Origin of the sequence: Mesorhizobium shangrilense (genome assembly GCF_028826155.1) — a bacterium.
Lineage (GTDB): Bacteria > Pseudomonadota > Alphaproteobacteria > Rhizobiales > Rhizobiaceae > Arvimicrobium > Arvimicrobium flavum.
Map to the genome: position 1 here is coordinate 2349506 of NZ_JAQGPN010000001.1, position 14439 is coordinate 2363944.

The 14439-nt window shown below is 65.5% G+C and carries 15 protein-coding genes; 10 read left to right on the plus strand and 5 right to left on the minus strand.

Features of this window, described 5'->3' with window-relative positions:
- Nucleotides 1-79: 79 nt before the first annotated feature.
- The 3 genes from PD284_RS11385 to PD284_RS11395 all read left to right on the plus strand — a co-directional run bounded on the left by PD284_RS11385 (nucleotide 80) and on the right by PD284_RS11395 (nucleotide 3516).
- Nucleotides 80-1507, plus strand: coding sequence for a patatin-like phospholipase family protein (locus PD284_RS11385; protein ID WP_411956265.1), 1428 nt, complete (start codon nucleotides 80-82; stop codon nucleotides 1505-1507).
- A gap of 174 nt (nucleotides 1508-1681) precedes the next feature.
- The gene (locus tag PD284_RS11390) at nucleotides 1682-2803 is read left to right on the plus strand and encodes a beta-ketoacyl-ACP synthase III (protein WP_274628314.1); all 1122 of its coding nucleotides are present in this window, start codon (nucleotides 1682-1684) and stop codon (nucleotides 2801-2803) included.
- Between the two features lie 80 nt (nucleotides 2804-2883).
- Nucleotides 2884-3516 carry an MOSC domain-containing protein gene (locus tag PD284_RS11395; protein WP_274628315.1) on the plus strand — a complete coding sequence of 211 codons (633 nt, stop codon included), beginning with the start codon at nucleotides 2884-2886 and terminating at the stop codon, nucleotides 3514-3516.
- Between the two features lie 34 nt (nucleotides 3517-3550).
- Here the strand turns inward: PD284_RS11395 and PD284_RS11400 are convergent, their stop codons facing one another.
- Entirely contained in the window at nucleotides 3551-3868 is a 318-nt protein-coding gene (locus tag PD284_RS11400) for a DUF2293 domain-containing protein (RefSeq protein ID WP_274628316.1), read from the minus strand.
- Complete coding sequence (gene tsaA / locus PD284_RS11405) at nucleotides 3865-4362, minus strand: tRNA (N6-threonylcarbamoyladenosine(37)-N6)-methyltransferase TrmO (RefSeq protein WP_274628317.1); 498 nt, start codon at nucleotides 4360-4362, stop codon at nucleotides 3865-3867. The genes PD284_RS11400 and tsaA overlap by 4 nt, the downstream gene beginning before the upstream one ends.
- Before the next feature lie 109 nt (nucleotides 4363-4471).
- Here tsaA and PD284_RS11410 point away from each other — a divergent pair, with 109 nt between their 5' ends.
- Nucleotides 4472-5485 (plus strand): ArsR/SmtB family transcription factor, encoded by a 1014-nt coding sequence (locus tag PD284_RS11410; RefSeq protein WP_274628318.1) that lies wholly within the window; start codon nucleotides 4472-4474, stop codon nucleotides 5483-5485.
- Nucleotides 5485-6408 (plus strand): methylenetetrahydrofolate reductase [NAD(P)H], encoded by a 924-nt coding sequence (gene metF, locus PD284_RS11415; RefSeq protein ID WP_274628319.1) that lies wholly within the window; start codon nucleotides 5485-5487, stop codon nucleotides 6406-6408. The genes PD284_RS11410 and metF overlap by 1 nt, the downstream gene beginning before the upstream one ends.
- 445 nt (nucleotides 6409-6853) lie before the next feature.
- On the opposite strand, the gene PD284_RS11420 is transcribed toward metF, so the two are convergent.
- Nucleotides 6854-7777: a DMT family transporter gene (locus PD284_RS11420; RefSeq protein ID WP_274628320.1), complete on the minus strand. Its 924-nt coding sequence runs from the start codon at nucleotides 7775-7777 to the stop codon at nucleotides 6854-6856.
- 207 nt (nucleotides 7778-7984) lie between these two features.
- Here PD284_RS11420 and PD284_RS11425 point away from each other — a divergent pair, with 207 nt between their 5' ends.
- Nucleotides 7985-9208 carry an alanine racemase gene (locus PD284_RS11425; RefSeq protein ID WP_274628321.1) on the plus strand — a complete coding sequence of 408 codons (1224 nt, stop codon included), beginning with the start codon at nucleotides 7985-7987 and terminating at the stop codon, nucleotides 9206-9208.
- Between the two features lie 113 nt (nucleotides 9209-9321).
- On the opposite strand, the gene PD284_RS11430 is transcribed toward PD284_RS11425, so the two are convergent.
- Complete coding sequence (locus PD284_RS11430) at nucleotides 9322-10503, minus strand: lytic murein transglycosylase (RefSeq protein WP_274628322.1); 1182 nt, start codon at nucleotides 10501-10503, stop codon at nucleotides 9322-9324.
- Between the two features lie 121 nt (nucleotides 10504-10624).
- A complete protein-coding gene (locus PD284_RS11435) occupies nucleotides 10625-11431 on the minus strand; it encodes a glycoside hydrolase family 25 protein (protein WP_274628323.1) in 807 nt (268 codons plus the stop codon).
- Nucleotides 11432-11639: 208 nt separating this feature from the next.
- Between PD284_RS11435 and PD284_RS11440 the strand changes: the two genes are divergently transcribed.
- The 4 genes from PD284_RS11440 to PD284_RS11455 all read left to right on the plus strand — a co-directional run bounded on the left by PD284_RS11440 (nucleotide 11640) and on the right by PD284_RS11455 (nucleotide 14435).
- Nucleotides 11640-13019: a serine hydrolase domain-containing protein gene (locus tag PD284_RS11440; protein ID WP_274628324.1), complete on the plus strand. Its 1380-nt coding sequence runs from the start codon at nucleotides 11640-11642 to the stop codon at nucleotides 13017-13019.
- A gap of 123 nt (nucleotides 13020-13142) precedes the next feature.
- Nucleotides 13143-13472, plus strand: coding sequence for an ArsR/SmtB family transcription factor (locus PD284_RS11445; RefSeq protein ID WP_274628325.1), 330 nt, complete (start codon nucleotides 13143-13145; stop codon nucleotides 13470-13472).
- Nucleotides 13469-13954 carry an SRPBCC domain-containing protein gene (locus tag PD284_RS11450; protein ID WP_274628326.1) on the plus strand — a complete coding sequence of 162 codons (486 nt, stop codon included), beginning with the start codon at nucleotides 13469-13471 and terminating at the stop codon, nucleotides 13952-13954. Before PD284_RS11445 ends, PD284_RS11450 begins: the two co-directional genes overlap by 4 nt.
- A gap of 91 nt (nucleotides 13955-14045) precedes the next feature.
- Nucleotides 14046-14435 carry a cupin domain-containing protein gene (locus tag PD284_RS11455; RefSeq protein WP_274628327.1) on the plus strand — a complete coding sequence of 130 codons (390 nt, stop codon included), beginning with the start codon at nucleotides 14046-14048 and terminating at the stop codon, nucleotides 14433-14435.
- Nucleotides 14436-14439 lie beyond the last annotated feature (4 nt).

Genomic DNA, 14439 nt, shown 5'->3' on the forward strand with positions numbered 1-14439 from the left:
CCCACGGTCCGAATCGGCCCTGACGCCGCCCCGATGGCGCGCCATGGCCGAAGGTGCACGAGGGACTTTCGGTTTGCATTTGTGGCGGCACATCTGCGCGGGCATGGTTGGGCTCGCCGTTCTCGCGGGTTGCGCGGCGCGGGACGTCGGGCCGATCAACACCCCCGTGGAACGCGCGCTCGCGGGTTCGCCGGAATTCATCCCCGATCCGGGCGACGACGGGTCCACGCTGGTGGGGCTGGCATTCTCCGGCGGCGGCATGCGAGCGTCGGCGTTCGCCTATGGCGTGCTCCAGGGACTGGACGAGATCGTCATCGACGAAAAACCCTATCGGCGCACCCTGGTGGATGACGTGCGCACCGTTGCCGGCACGTCGGGCGGCTCAGTGGTCGCGGCCTATCTCGGCTACAAGGGCAAGGACGGCTATGGCGATTTCCGCGAGCGCTTCCTGCTGCAGAATCCCGAGGCCTACATGTCGACCTCGCTGCTGTCGCCGGCGGCATTGACTCGGGCGTTTTCCGGCGGAATGAACGACCGCAGCGGCCTGGCGCGCTGGCTGGACGAGCGGCTTTTCGAAGGCGCCACCTTCGAGGCGATGAAGGGCGGAGACCGGCCGATCGTCTGGATCACCGCCTCCGACATCTACAACAACACGCCGTTCCTCTTCACCTACGACACCTTCGCCGCGCTGTGCAGCGATCTCGACCAGCTGAAGGTTGCCGACGCGGTCGCCGCTTCCGCCGCCTTTCCGGTCGCCTTCATGCCGCTGAGGCTCGATACACCGCAGAAAGACTGCGCCTATGAGAGGCCGGTATGGCTGACCGACGCGCTCGGGTCCACAAGGACGCCGCTGCGGCTGCAGGCCTATGCGCGGGCGCTGGAGACCTACCGCAACGGCGAGACGCTGAAACATGTGCGACTGCTCGACGGCGGCCTCACGGACAATATCGGGGTGACGGGATTGGCGCTGGAAAGGGCGTCGGCGACCACGCCATACGGACCGCTGTCGCGCGCAGAGGCGGTGAAGATCCGGAACTTCCTCTTCATCGTGGCCGATGCCGGCCTGTCGACGGACTACGCCTGGGGCGCGAACCGGACCGGTCCCGGCCTGCCGAGCGTCATGCGCGCGGTTTCCGACACCGCGATCTCTGCAGCCACTCGCAACGGGTTTGACGCGCTCGACCTCGCGCTGGAGCAATGGCGGGACGAACTGATCCGCTTCCGCTGCGGCCTGCCGGCGGAAGAGGTACGCCGCCATCGGGGAACGCTGGCGGGCTGGAACTGTCGCGACGTGAAGATCGTGACCGAGCATCTCTCGTTCCGTGATGCTGCACCGGAAGAACGCAAGAAGCTCAACGCGGTGCCGACCCGGCTGCGCCTCGAGCCCGACCAGATCGACCTTGTGGTCGAGGCCGGACGCAGTGCGGTGCTGGGGAACGCGGGGGTACAGGCCGTTTCGAGGGAGACGACGCGACACGCCGGGGTCCGGCGCCAGGCGGATGATTGAAGCCCGGCAACCTGGGTGTGGTAACGCCCGATCGCTCGTGCTGATAGATGTCGTGATGGGCGCGCCCCTTCCCAAGGTTCCCGCGGCGGACTAAACGAGCAGGTGACAAAAACCAGCGTTTGAGCGACCGGCGCTTTCCGCAGGCAGAATGTCACCGCGCGGAAAAGAACGGACATGCATCGCGTCATCATCAGCGGCATAGGCGTGGCGATCCCTGACGCCTCCATTACCAACGAGGAGTTGGTGGAGAGCTTCAACACGTGGGTCGATGACGAGAACATGCGGCGGCGCGACGCCGGCGAGGAGCCGCTGCAGAAGTCGAATTCCGAATTCATCGTCTATGCGTCGGGCGTGAAGCGGCGGCACGTGCTCGAACGCGACGGCATCCTCGATCCTGCCCGTATGGCGCCACGCATCCCCGAAAGGCCCGACGACGAGCTCTCCGTGATGGCGGAGTTCGGTGTCGCCTCGGCGCAGAAGGCGATCGCGGACGCCGGTATCGAGCCTTCGGAAATCGATCTGGTCATCTGCTCGGCCTCGCATCAGCAGCGGCCCTATCCTGCGCTCGCGATCGAAATCCAGAACGCGCTCGGCACGGGCGGCTCGGCCTTCGACATGAGCCTCGGCTGCTCGTCTGCGGCCGCCGCGCTCCACGTCGCCTACAACCTGGTGCGGGCAGGCGCCCACAAGCGCATCCTGATCGTCTCGCCCGAGATCATCACGGGGCACCTCAACTTCCGCGACCGGCAGACGCATTTCATCTTCGGCGACGCCTCCGCCTCGCTCGTCGTCGAGGCGATCGGCGACGACGAGACCCGGCCGGGGAAATTCGAGGTCCTGGGCACCGACACCTGGACCCAGTTTTCCAACAACATCCGCACCAATTTCGGCTTCCTGGTGCGCGCCGGGCAGGAGGACACCTCCGTCGTGCGCATGGAAGGCAACATGATCAAGCAGGTCGGCAACAAGGTGTTCAAGGAAGTGACCGTCGCGGCCCACCGCTTCGTCGTCGATTTCCTCGCCCGCAAGGGGCTCAAGACCGCCGAAATGCGCCGCTTCTGGCTGCATCAGGCGAATGCGCGCATGAACGCCATGATCCTGAAGATGGCGCTCGGGCACGAGGTCGACCACGACCGCGCGCCGATGGTGCTGGAGCGGCTCGGCAACACGGCCGCGGCCGGCGCGGTGATCGCGCTCAAGGAAAACCACGAGGACATGGCCGCCGGCGACCACGGGCTCTTCTGCGCGTTCGGCGCGGGATACTCGATCGGCGCAGCGCTCCTGAAGAAGCACTGACCGACGCTTCAGCCCTGCGCATGGGTTCATCAGACCTTTGGCTGGACCTGCAGACGCGCGCTGGACATGGTGCGGCCCGAATGAAAGGTAACCCCATGGCCGACCAGCTCAGCCTCCTCGGAACAGACACGGAGATCGTGCCGGCCCGCAAGATCGCGGCCCGCGTCGCGGGACTCTATGCGGCGCGATCGAACGATTTCGTGTCCGCAGCGACCGCCGCCCTGACGCTCGGCTTTGACGGCATCGAGGGGGATTTCCACGCCGGGCAGACGCGCAGGTCTGGCGGGAGGGAGCCTTGGTATCCGCGCGGCACTGAGATGCGCAACGAGCGGCAACTCTCCATCATCGCTGCCGATGAGATGGCGCAAGTCGCCCGGCGCATGGAAATTGCCGAGATCAAGCCGGAGTGGATAGGCGCCAATCTCGTGATCGAGGGCGTACCGCGCCTCTCCATGCTGCCTGCCGGCGCGCTGATGTTCTTCAAGGGCGGGGTGACGCTGAAGGTCGACGCGCAGAACGGCCCCTGCCGCCTCGCGGGTCGCTCGGTCGCCGAGCATGCGGGCATGGCGGACGTCGAGGCGGGCGCGCTGCTCTTCCCGAAGGCCGCCAAGCGGTTGCGCGGGCTGGTCGCGTGGGTGGAGAAGCCGGGCCGGATCGTCGCCGGCGAGGAGATTTCCATCCGCGTTCCCGAACAGTGGATCTACAGGGGCTGAATGTCGGAAACGCCGTGCGCATTTCCAAGGCGCGTTAGGCGTCCTCGTCGTCCGCGTCGAGCAGCCGGGTCGCGCGCCAAGTGGTGAGCACGTCGTTGATCTGCTCCAGCACGAAGAAGCGCGCGGCGTCGCGGTCGTAGCCTTCCTCCAAAAGGCGGTCGTATTCGGTGTGCTGGTGGCGGACATGGGCGACGGTCGCCAGCCAGACCGCGATGGAGGGCGGCAGCGTCTTCATGTGCTTCGACCCCGCGTCCTGCCGGATCTGTTCCGCATCGATGAAGGGCGCCATGGGGATGAGCAGCGTCAGCGCCTTGTCGATGGCGCGCCTTCGCTCGGTGGGGGCAGGTTTCATTCGGAGGTCCGCACCGCGTCGGGGAAGGCGTCGGTGGACGCGAAATAGGGTTTCAGGTCGATCACCGGCGTGCCGTCGAGCAGGTCGATGGCGTCGAGCGTCAGCAGGCCCGCCTCCATGTCCAGCGCGACGAGACGCGCAACGTGCAGCCCGATCGGGTTCGGCCTGACGGGCGAGCGCAGCGCGAAAACGCCTTTCGCCTCAGAAGCATGGCGTGGCTTCTGAATAATCAGATTCCGCGCGGCGCGATCGAACCACGACAGCACGATCACGTGGCTGGCGCGCTCGAGCCCGGCGAGACCGGGGCGGAACGCCGGGTCGATCTCGATGGTCGCCTGGGCATCGCGTTCGCGCGCCGCCGTCATGTTCTTCGGGCAGTCCTGACGTGAGAGCCAAGGCGAGCGCACGCGCCCGATGAAGTGGACGCGCCCGTCCTCTGCCGTCGTCGCCGGATCGAAGGGGAGTGCGATCTCTCCTTCCCTGGCTTCGGTCATGGTGCCTCCCGCCGCCCGAGCGGCATTTTCTGTTTTCTGTGCGACATCCTGCGTTGCCTTGGTGCCAATTATCGCATAAAGATATCTTTATATGTCTCTGGAGCAGGCCATGCAGAAGCGGTCTCAGGTTGGACTATCGACACTTGTTGATACATTGAAGGCGGCGGCCGAATCCAGCCGGCTGCGCATCCTCGTGCTGCTCTCCCGCGGCGATCTCACCGTTTCCGACCTGACCGAAATCCTCAACCAGTCTCAGCCGCGCGTCTCCCGGCACCTCAAGCTCCTGCTCGAGGCCGGATTGATCGGCCGCTACCAGGAAGGGTCCTGGGCGTTCTTCAGGCTGGCCGACACCGAGGACGAGCGCGGCTTCATCCACAGCCTTGTCGGCCGCGTGCGGAGTTCCGATCCCCAGGTGGAGCGCGACATGGAGCGCCTCGCGTCGGTCAAGCGGCGAAGGCAGGAGAGGGCTTCGGAGTACTTCCGCGAGAACGCGGCAGGCTGGGACCATGTCCGCTCGCTGCATGCCTCGGAAAGCGCGGTGGAGGCGGCGATGCTTAAGCTGGTCGGCGACCGGCCGTTCCAGGCGATGCTCGACCTCGGCACGGGTACCGGCAGGCTGCTGGAGCTGTTTGCGCCGCTGTACAGGCGCGGCGTCGGCCTCGACATGTCTCGCGAAATGCTGGCCGTGGCGCGCGCCAACCTGGACCATGCCGGCATCGCCCATGCGCAGGTGCGGCTCGGCGACATCTATGCGCCGCCGGTCGAGCGGGACGCCTACGACCTCGTGACGATCCACCAGGTGCTGCACTATCTCGACGATCCCGCGCATGCGATCCGGGAGGCGGCACGGCTGCTGCGGCCGTCGGGGCGGCTGCTGATCGTGGACTTTGCTCCGCACACGCTGGAGGCGCTGCGCGACGAGCATGCGCACCAGCGCCTCGGCTTCTCCGACAGGCAGATCGCCGAATGGTTCGGCGAGGCGGGGATCGAGCTTGAGAAGACGCAGGAATTCGCGCCGGACGCCAGCCAGGGCGGGCTGACGGTGAAATTGTGGATGGGTCGGGACCGGCGGCTGCTCGTCGCCGATCCGAGTACGACAGAGTTTGAGAGGGAGATCGCGTGATGAGTCAGTTCCGTCTGTCGCGCCGGCCTGATATCGGGGACAAGATCCGTGTTTCGTTCGAGTTCTTTCCGCCGAAGTCGGACGAGATGGAGAAGCGCCTGTGGGACACGGTGACCCGGCTGGAACAGCTGCGGCCGCGTTTCGTGTCTGTCACCTACGGCGCAGGCGGCTCGACGCGCGAGCGTACCGCGCGCACCGTAAAGCGCATCCTCAACGAGACGTCGCTCACGCCCGCCGCCCACATGACGTGCGTGGACGCATCGCGGGCCGAGGTTGATGCCGTGATCCGCGAGTTCGCGGAGATGGGCGTGAGCCGCTTCGTGGCGCTCCGCGGCGACCCGGCCGAAGGCGTCGGTGCGGCCTACCAGCCGCACCCGGAAGGCTACGCCAACGGCGCGGAGCTGGTCGGCGCCATGCGCGAGATCGGCGACTTCGACATCTCGGTATCCGCCTACCCGGAGAAGCATCCCGAAAGCCCGGATTTCGCCACCGACATCGACATGCTGAAGCGCAAGGTCGACAACGGGGCGACGCGCGCGATCACCCAGTTCTTCTTCGACAACGACATGTACGAGCGCTACGTGGAGCGCGTACGCCGGGCCGGACTCTACATCCCCATCGTTCCGGGCATCCTGCCGGTTCACAACTTCGCTCAGGTGGCCAACTTCTGCTCGCGCTGCGGGGCGCACGTGCCGGCGTGGCTGGCCGAACGCTTCGAAGGACTGGCGCAGGACCCGCAGACCCACGCGCTGGTGGCGTCCGCGGTCGCGGCCGAGCAGGTGCTCGATCTGGTCGAGCGCGGCGTCAGCGACTTCCATTTCTACACGATGAACCGGGCAGACCTCGTGTTCGCGATCTGCCACATGATCGGAATCAGGGCGCATCCGGTCGAGGAGAATGCGGCGGCGTCCGCTGCGGCCTGAACGGTCGAAGACCACTTCGAAATCGGGCGGCGGATAACAGATGCCACCGCTCACTGACAAAGCAGTCGGGCTGCGAATCAGGAGAAGGGGGCAGGGCCTCCCAGAAACGAAGAAGGCCGGCTTTTGCCGACCTTCTTCAACCCATCGTCATTGCGAGGATCGGTGCTGCTATCGCCAGGCGATCAGGGCAGCACACCCAGTATCAGGGCGCCAATGAAGGCAAACGCAGCACAAATCATGAGAGCGTTGATCGGTCGCGCTAATCCCATAAACATAGCCTCCTCATGGTGACTGGGGCAGAGTCTAGGGGAGTTTGACCGACAGGCAAGCCAAAACTGTGCTGCAATGCGACACGATTGTGGAAATTGCGACCGAATTGCGGCAGCTACAGCGCGGTTTTTTCTGACCAATTTGCCGTCCAGTCGGGCTTAGCAGAAATATTTTATTAACTGGTCAATCTATTTCCGAACAAACGGCCGTCGATCGTCAACAATCCCAATCCAATCAACGCGATACCGGCGAATTCGACCAAACCCATGCGTTCGCCCAGAAACACCGCCCCGAGCAGGATCGCGCTGGCGGGCACGACAAGCGTGACGAGCGACGTGTTGGTCGCGCCGGCAGTGGCTACCAGGTTGAAGAAGAGGATGTAGGCGAAGGCGGTCGAAAGAAGCGCCAGCGCCAGGACGGCTGCCCAGACATGGCCGCTCGCCGCGAACAGACCGGCCGGGCCATGCGTCAAAAGCACAACGGGAGCCATGACGATGGTCGAGCAGGTGAGCTGCGCCGCTGTGATGACGGTCGGCTGGAGCCCGCGGAAGCGCTTCGCGACCATCAGCGCGAGCGCATAGGAGAGCGACGCGCCGATCAGCGCGAACTTCGGCCAGATCGGGCCGCTGAATCCGGCGAACAGGTCCGGGCCGATCATCACGGCGGTGCCGGCTATACCCAGCGCCACCCCGGCGACCTTGTTCCACGATATCTTCTCGTCGGCGGTCAGAGCGTTGGCGAGCACGATCGTCCAGAACGGCGTGGTCGCGTTGAGCACGGACGCTATGCCCGCGCCGAGCTGGGTCTGGCCCGCGAAGATGAGGGAGAAGGGAATGACGTTGTTCAGCAGCGCGAGACCGAAGAAGCCCGCCGCATAGGGCAGGGCGGGCCGGAAGGAAATGCCTCGCACGCGCAGGTAGATGTGGAGGGCGGCCGCCGCGATTGCGACCCGGAAGAGCACGAGTACCAGCGGATGCATCTCGGCGATGGCGATGCGCGCGAAGAAGAACGAGCCGCCCCAGATGGCGCCAAGCAGCAGGAGCTGCGCCCAGGCGGCGGTCGACATGGGTCTGGCGGCTGTGCTCGTCACGGCTGACATGGGATCTCCGGGTGGCCGATGGCGGATCTCCTGGCGGCCGACGGCACCAGCCATACGAAGGGCCGAGGGAAAGGGCCACCCGATTCGCATTCCTGCCGTAGCAGATTTTTCGACCATGGCTCAGGCCGGCAGGGCAACCAAGGCCCGCCGATGTCATTCCGCTTTTGTCTATGTTCGTTTATGCAAAGCCGGGACCGAGGGTTGACGATGCAGCGATTCGAGAATGCGCGGGCAGCCGCCCACAAGCTTCGCCCGGACGATCCGGTCTATTGCTTCCGACCTGCCGTGCTCAAGCAGGACTGCCGGCAGTTCATGGACATGTTCCCCGGCAAGACCGCCTATGCGGTGAAGACCAACGGCGAGCCGATGGTGCTGAAGACGCTGGTCGAGGCCGGCGTGACCGCCTTCGATGTCGCCTCGCCCGGCGAGTTCGAAGCGGTTCGGGCCGTCGCCCCCGACGCCGAGATGCTCTACATGCATCCGGTCAAGGCGCAGTCCGACATCCGGCTGGCGCTGGAGAAGTACGGCATCCGCGTGATTGCGCTCGACCATGAGGACGAGATCACCAAGCTCACCCGCGTGGTGAGGGCGCTGGACATCGATCCGGGCCAGATCACCATTTTCGTACGCATCCAGACGAAGGGCTCGGCGGCGTACGAATTGTCAAAAAAGTTCGGCGCCGGGCCGGCTTACGCCGTGGAACTCGCCGATCGCCTGAACCGCAACGGCTACAAGGTCGGGCTCTGCTTCCATGTCGGCAGCCAGATCGAGGACCCCGACACCTACGAGAGGGCGCTGGCCTCGGCCGACTGGGTGCGCAACCGGGTGAGCTTCGACATCGCCGGGCTCGACGTCGGCGGAGGCTTCCCGGCCGAATACGGCCATGACCCCAGAAGCCGCAAGCCGGACATGCCCTCGCTCGGGCAGATCATGTCGCGGCTGCGCGGAGACATTGCCGAATATGGCTTCGACCAGGTGCCGCTGGTGGCGGAGCCCGGACGCGTCATCGTCGCGCGCGCCTTCTCGCTGATCGTCAGGGTGCTCCTGCGCAAGGGCAGGCGGCTCTACATCAACGACGGCATCTGGGCGTCGCTGTCGGATTCCTGGACCGGCAAGATCACACTGCCGGCGCGCTTCATCCCCGACCCCGCGATCCGCTCGCGCAACGGCAACGAGGCGACCATCGTGCCCTTCAAGGTGTGCGGCGCGACGTGCGATTCCGTCGATATCCTGTCGCGCCCGTTCTGGCTGCCCGAAACGATCGACACCGGCGACTGGATCGAGATCGGCCATATCGGCGCGTACTCGCTGTCGCTGAGGACGCGCTTCAACGGCTTCTATCCGGACACGTTCGTCGAGGTGACGACGCCCTTCGAGGAGGGTGACGCGCCGCCTGAAAGTTTCGCGAGCCTGGAGACGATGGCTGATTAGGGGAGTAGGGGAACAAGGGAGTAGGGGAGTAGGGGAGTAGGGGAGTAGGGAAGCCTGATCTCGTGACCTCTTCCCCTACTCCCTTGTTCCCCTATTCCCTTACCTACTTACGCCTACACCTGAGCCAGCAGTTCCTGCGTCGGCCAGCCGTCGATGGCTAGGCCGAGCCGCTTCTGCTCGCTGCGCACCGCCTCGCGGGTGTTTACGCCGAGGATGCCGTCGACTTTGCCTACGTCGTAGCCCTTGTCCTGCAGCTTCTGCTGGAGAAGCTTCATCTCGTCGAAGGACAGCGGGCTCTCCGGGGCGCGCTTGTCGAAGGCGGGAGCTCCGTCGAAGCGGGCGGCGAGGTTCGCGGCGGTCAGCGTGTAGGTCGCCGACTGGTTCCACTCGAGATAGACGTCGTAGTTGTCGTAGGTGAGGAAAGCGGGTCCCCTGCGGCCCATCGGCAGGACGATGCCGGCCTTGAGCCCATTATCGACGAGCGGGCTGCCGTCTGGACGGGTGACGCCCCAGGCCGCCCACTGCGCCAGCGGCAGCTTGTTGGTGCGGCCGGTTTCCTCCCACGGCATCTCGTCGGGGACGCGGACCTCCTGGATCCATGGCTGGTCGCGCTTCCAGCCGCGCGACAGGATCTTCTTGCCGGTGGTCATGATGACGTCGGCCGGGGTGCCGCGCAGGTCGACCTTGCCGTCGCCGTCTCCATCGACGCCGCGCGCCAGATAGTCGGAGGGCAGGATCTGGGTCTGGCCGATCTCGCCGGCCCACGCGCCCTTGGTGTCGGCCGGAAGCACGCCCTGGTCGATCAGGGTCAGCAAGGGTACGATCTGGGGACGGAAAAGGTCGGGGCGGCGGCAGTCATGCGCCAGCGTCACCAGCGCGTTGAGCGTGTTGAAATCGCCCTGGACAGCGCCGAAATCGGTCTCCAGCGCCCAGAATGCGGCAATGACCGGGGCCTGGACGCCGAACTCCTGGTCGGCGCGCGCGAAGACGTCGGCGTATTTGGCGAGCACGTTCCGTCCCTGCTTGAGACGGTAGTCGGAGATCATGCGGCCCGAGAACTCGATGAAGGTCTGCGTAAAGACGCCCTGGGCGCGGTCGCGCTTGAGCACCTTCTCGTCGATCTGTGCGGCATCGAGGGCTGCCATGCCAGCAGGACCGACGCTGGCGGCGCTCGCCTCCACCCTGATGGCGTCCTTCCAGGGGGCGAAATCCCCGCCGCAGGCCTGCGCGAACGCGTGGACAGGCGTGAGGGTGAGCAACAGGGAAATGGGCGCAGCGCGCAGCAAACTGGGCAAGATCGATCCTTCTTTGGCAACCGGGGCTACTTGGCGCGGCCTTTTGGCAAAATTGAGCCCGCGCGGGAAGGTGGCCCAAGTACAACTCAAGATCACATCTGCGCGGGTGAGGCCAAAAGCCTCAGTGCGCGTTGGCTCTCAGCCATTTGTTCCAGGCCGTGGTGCTACCGTTGAAGACGTTGATGTCAGCGTTGCCCCTGATGCCGGGGATCACGCCGGTGCCTGTGTACTGCCAAAAGGTGAAGGGATGGCTGCCGTACCTGTCATTCGGATGATTGGCGACCGAACGGAGCCAGTAGGGATAGCCGAGGAACGTCGACAGGTTGTTGTCCTCGAAGAAGTCGATCGAGGTGTAGATGATCGGCTTCTTGCCGTAGTGCCGTTCGACGATCTCGAGGAACGTCTTCATCTCGCTGCGCACCTTGGAGGCGGGCGGACGCAGCTTGCAGGTCGGCGAATCCGGGTTCCACTCCATGTCGAGGATGGGCGGCAACGAGCCCTTCTCGCGCGGCACGTTGCGGATGAACCAGGCCGCCTGCTGGTGCGCGGGACGGCAGAAATAGAAGAAATGGTAGGCGCCGCGCGGCACGCCGGCGGCCTTGGCGCCGCGCCAGTGTTCGGCGAAATAGTCGTCGACGCGATCGCCGCCCTCGGTCGCCTTGACGAAGGCGAAGGACACGCCGCTGGCCCTGGCGGTGTGCCAGTCCACGCTGCGCTGGTATTTCGACACATCGGTGCCGTGCACCGCGTATTGTGTCGGCTTGCGGGCTTGCCAATCGTGCGGGTCGTTGTCGTCGAAGCGCGGATAGGCGACGGCCACCTTGGTCGAGATCGTCGTCGTCGTCGAGGACGACATAGGCTCCATGATATCGGCAGTCGTGCAGCCGGCAAGAAAGCCCAACACCGACAGGATGGCCAGAGCACGCATCGTTGTCCCCACTTCACCAGATCCGGCCAGTCCCTCCGCGGCACGCTCCACCGCGGTCCTCTCTTCAAAGCCTGCCGGACTTCAAAACTCCCCTCAGGTATTCACTCAACATAGTTGATTTTCGGTTGATCGGCGCTGGTGCGCCATGTCGAAATGTGTGCCAAATCTCGGCTTTTCCGTGGCCGCAGGCGGCAAAAGGGGGGCGAACGTGAGGATTGTCTCGAAATTCGTGAAGGGGCTGGCGCTCGCCGTGGCGATAGCTGCGGTCGTTCTCGGCGGTTGGCTCTATCTCGCGCCGCCCGAGTTGATCCGCGTCGGCAGCGCCTACTCGGCCAAGATCGTCTGCTCGAACGTCTTCCTTGCCGGACGCGACCCGCAGCAGGTGCTTGCCGACGACGTGCAGGCGCCGGGCCATCCGCTGCTTCGGATCATGCGCGTCGATGTGGACGACGAGGCCAGGACGGTGACGGCCGGGCTGCTCGGCATCTTCGGCACGAGCGTCGCCGTCGCGCGGGACGGGCGCGGCTGCACGTCGGTGCCCGATGGCAGGGCCGAGGCGGTGGAGGCTGTCGCGACCGTGGCGGCCGAACCGCCGGCAGACCCCGGCGCGCCTTGGCCCGAGGGCGAGAACGTCGACGCTCCGAACGATGCCGCTATCGCGGCTATCGCGGCGATCCTGGAGGACCCGGAGCTTGCCGGGCCCGGCATGCGCGCCGTCCTGGTCGCGCACAACGGACGCATCGTCGGCGAGCGGTATGGCGAGGGCTTCTCGCCTGCGACACCGCTGCTCGGCTGGTCGATGACCAAGACGGTGACCGCCGCCATCATCGGCACGCTGGTGAAGGACGGCAGAATGAAGATCGACGAAAGCGGTCTCCTGGATACCTGGCAGGGCGACGGCCGCAAGGCGATCTCGACCGCCGACCTGATGGCGATGTCGAGCGGACTGGAGTTCAACGAGGACTATGGCGACGTCACCGACGTGACGCGCATGCTCTTCCTCGAGCCCGACATGGCAGCTTTCGCCGCGTCCAAGCCGCTCGCCGGCGAGGTCGGCAAGATGTGGAGCTATTCCAGCGGGACGTCGCTGATCCTGTCGCGGATCTGGCAGCATGCAGCCGGCGCGGATGCGCCAGGCTGGCCGCAGAAGGCACTGTTCGGCCCACTCGGCATGAGGAGCGCCGTGCTTGAGGCCGACGAGGCGGGAACGTTCGTTGGGTCGTCCTATCTCTACGCCACCGCACGTGATTGGGCGCGTTTCGCGCAGTTCCTGCTGCAGGACGGGGTATGGAACGGCCAACGGATCCTGCCAGCCGGCTTCGTCGCTTGGATGCGCGAGGCGGCCCCGGCTTCGGACGGCGTCTACGGCAGGGGCCAGCTCTGGCTGCGCGGGCCGGGGCCGAAGGACGATCCGGCGAATGCTGCGCTGCCAGACGACACCTACTGGCTGAGGGGCCATGACGGCCAGACCATCGCGATCATCCCGTCCCGGAAGCTGATCGTGCTGCGCATGGGGCTGACCCCGTCGAAACTCAACTACCGGCCGCAAGCGCTGGTGGCGGCAGTGGCGTCGCGCCTGGCCGACTGAAGCGCTTCACACGTTGACCGCTCCAGATTGCCATCGGCGACGAGCGATGCCGGGGAAGGGGACCGACACCTATTTACATATCAAGGTAGTTATATTAGAGATTTGTTATATAAGGAAATCGTGATGCGCGGCCTCGACGCAACCTTTTCAGCCCTTTCAGATCCGACGCGTCGCGCCATTCTCGCTCGGCTGTCGCTGGGCGAGGCGACCGTGATGGAGCTGGCGCAGCCTTTCGCTATGACGCAGCCGGCGGTGTCGCGCCATCTTAAGGTGCTGGAGAGCGCCGGCCTGATCACGCGCCGGATCGAGGGCAGCAAGCGGCCGTGCCGCATCGCGCCGCACGGCATCGCCGAACTCGACGCGTGGCTGAGCCAGCTCAAGTCGGCGCTGACGAGAAACTACGAGCGGCTGGACCAGTTGCTCGCCGAGATGACAACGGAGGAAGAACGATGAGCAAGCTGACGCTGAAGACCGAGGGCGACCGCTGGGTGGTGGTCACCCGGCGCTTCGCAGCGCCGTCAGAGACCGTGTTCCGCGCCCACACCGAGCCGAAGCTGATCCAGAAATGGCTGCTCGGCCCCGGGGGCTGGACAATGCCGGTCTGCATCAGCGAGGCGAAGCCGGGCGGGAAGATCCGCTTCGAATGGTCGGACGGGCAGGGCAACGGCTTTCACCTCACCGGCGAATATGTCGAGCTCGACCCGTTCAGGCGCATTGTCCATGTCGAGCGCATGCATCTGCCTGATCCGACGCCCGACAATCAGGTCGAGACCCGTTTCGAGCCGGATGGCGACGGCACGCTGATGACGATGCGCATGACGCTGCCCGATGCCGAGACGCGCGCCGCCATGCTCGCTACCGGCATGGACCAGGGCATGGAGGCGAGCTACGCGCGGCTGGAAGAGATGGTCGGCGCCGGGGAGATGGCAGGATAGAGTCATGTCCGCGGAGAGGCGGCTTGCGCCAGCCTGTCGCCTCAACCATCCTCAGGCCTCGGCGGATTCTGCGCCACAACCGGAGCAGCACATGGCCCGACGCGACTTGGATCCGGCAACCGTCGTTCCCGACGGTCGTCCGCCCGCCAAGGCAAGGCTTTTCGATGGCGCGCTCGTGGGCCCTCATCGCGGGTCGGTGAATGGCGAAGTGCTGGGCACCCAGGTGACCGTGCTGACCTATGGCAATGATGAACCGGGCAAGGGGCCGGTGCTGCACGTGCATCCCTATGACGAGATCTTCGTCGTCCAGGAGGGGCGCGCGAGGTTCTTCGTCGGCGAGCAGGTGATCGACGCCGAGGCCGGCGAGACCGTTCTTGGGCCCGCCGGCGTGCCGCACCGGTTCGTCAATCTCGGCCCCGGACGGCTCCAGACTCTCGACATCCACCTGTCACCGCGCTGGATCCAGACGAATCTGGAGTAGGGGA

Coding starts and splice junctions, on each gene's coding strand:
- PD284_RS11390 (WP_274628314.1), top strand. CDS start 1,682: ATGCATCGCGTCATCATCAGCGGCATAGGCGTGGCGATCCCTGACGCC.
- PD284_RS11395 (WP_274628315.1), top strand. CDS start 2,884: ATGAAAGGTAACCCCATGGCCGACCAGCTCAGCCTCCTCGGAACAGAC.
- PD284_RS11400 (WP_274628316.1), bottom strand. CDS start 3,868: ATGAAACCTGCCCCCACCGAGCGAAGGCGCGCCATCGACAAGGCGCTG.
- tsaA (WP_274628317.1), bottom strand. CDS start 4,362: ATGACCGAAGCCAGGGAAGGAGAGATCGCACTCCCCTTCGATCCGGCG.
- PD284_RS11410 (WP_274628318.1), top strand. CDS start 4,472: ATGCAGAAGCGGTCTCAGGTTGGACTATCGACACTTGTTGATACATTG.
- metF (WP_274628319.1), top strand. CDS start 5,485: ATGAGTCAGTTCCGTCTGTCGCGCCGGCCTGATATCGGGGACAAGATC.
- PD284_RS11420 (WP_274628320.1), bottom strand. CDS start 7,777: ATGTCAGCCGTGACGAGCACAGCCGCCAGACCCATGTCGACCGCCGCC.
- PD284_RS11425 (WP_274628321.1), top strand. CDS start 7,985: ATGCAGCGATTCGAGAATGCGCGGGCAGCCGCCCACAAGCTTCGCCCG.
- PD284_RS11435 (WP_274628323.1), bottom strand. CDS start 11,431: ATGCGTGCTCTGGCCATCCTGTCGGTGTTGGGCTTTCTTGCCGGCTGC.
- PD284_RS11445 (WP_274628325.1), top strand. CDS start 13,143: ATGCGCGGCCTCGACGCAACCTTTTCAGCCCTTTCAGATCCGACGCGT.
- PD284_RS11450 (WP_274628326.1), top strand. CDS start 13,469: ATGAGCAAGCTGACGCTGAAGACCGAGGGCGACCGCTGGGTGGTGGTC.
- PD284_RS11455 (WP_274628327.1), top strand. CDS start 14,046: ATGGCCCGACGCGACTTGGATCCGGCAACCGTCGTTCCCGACGGTCGT.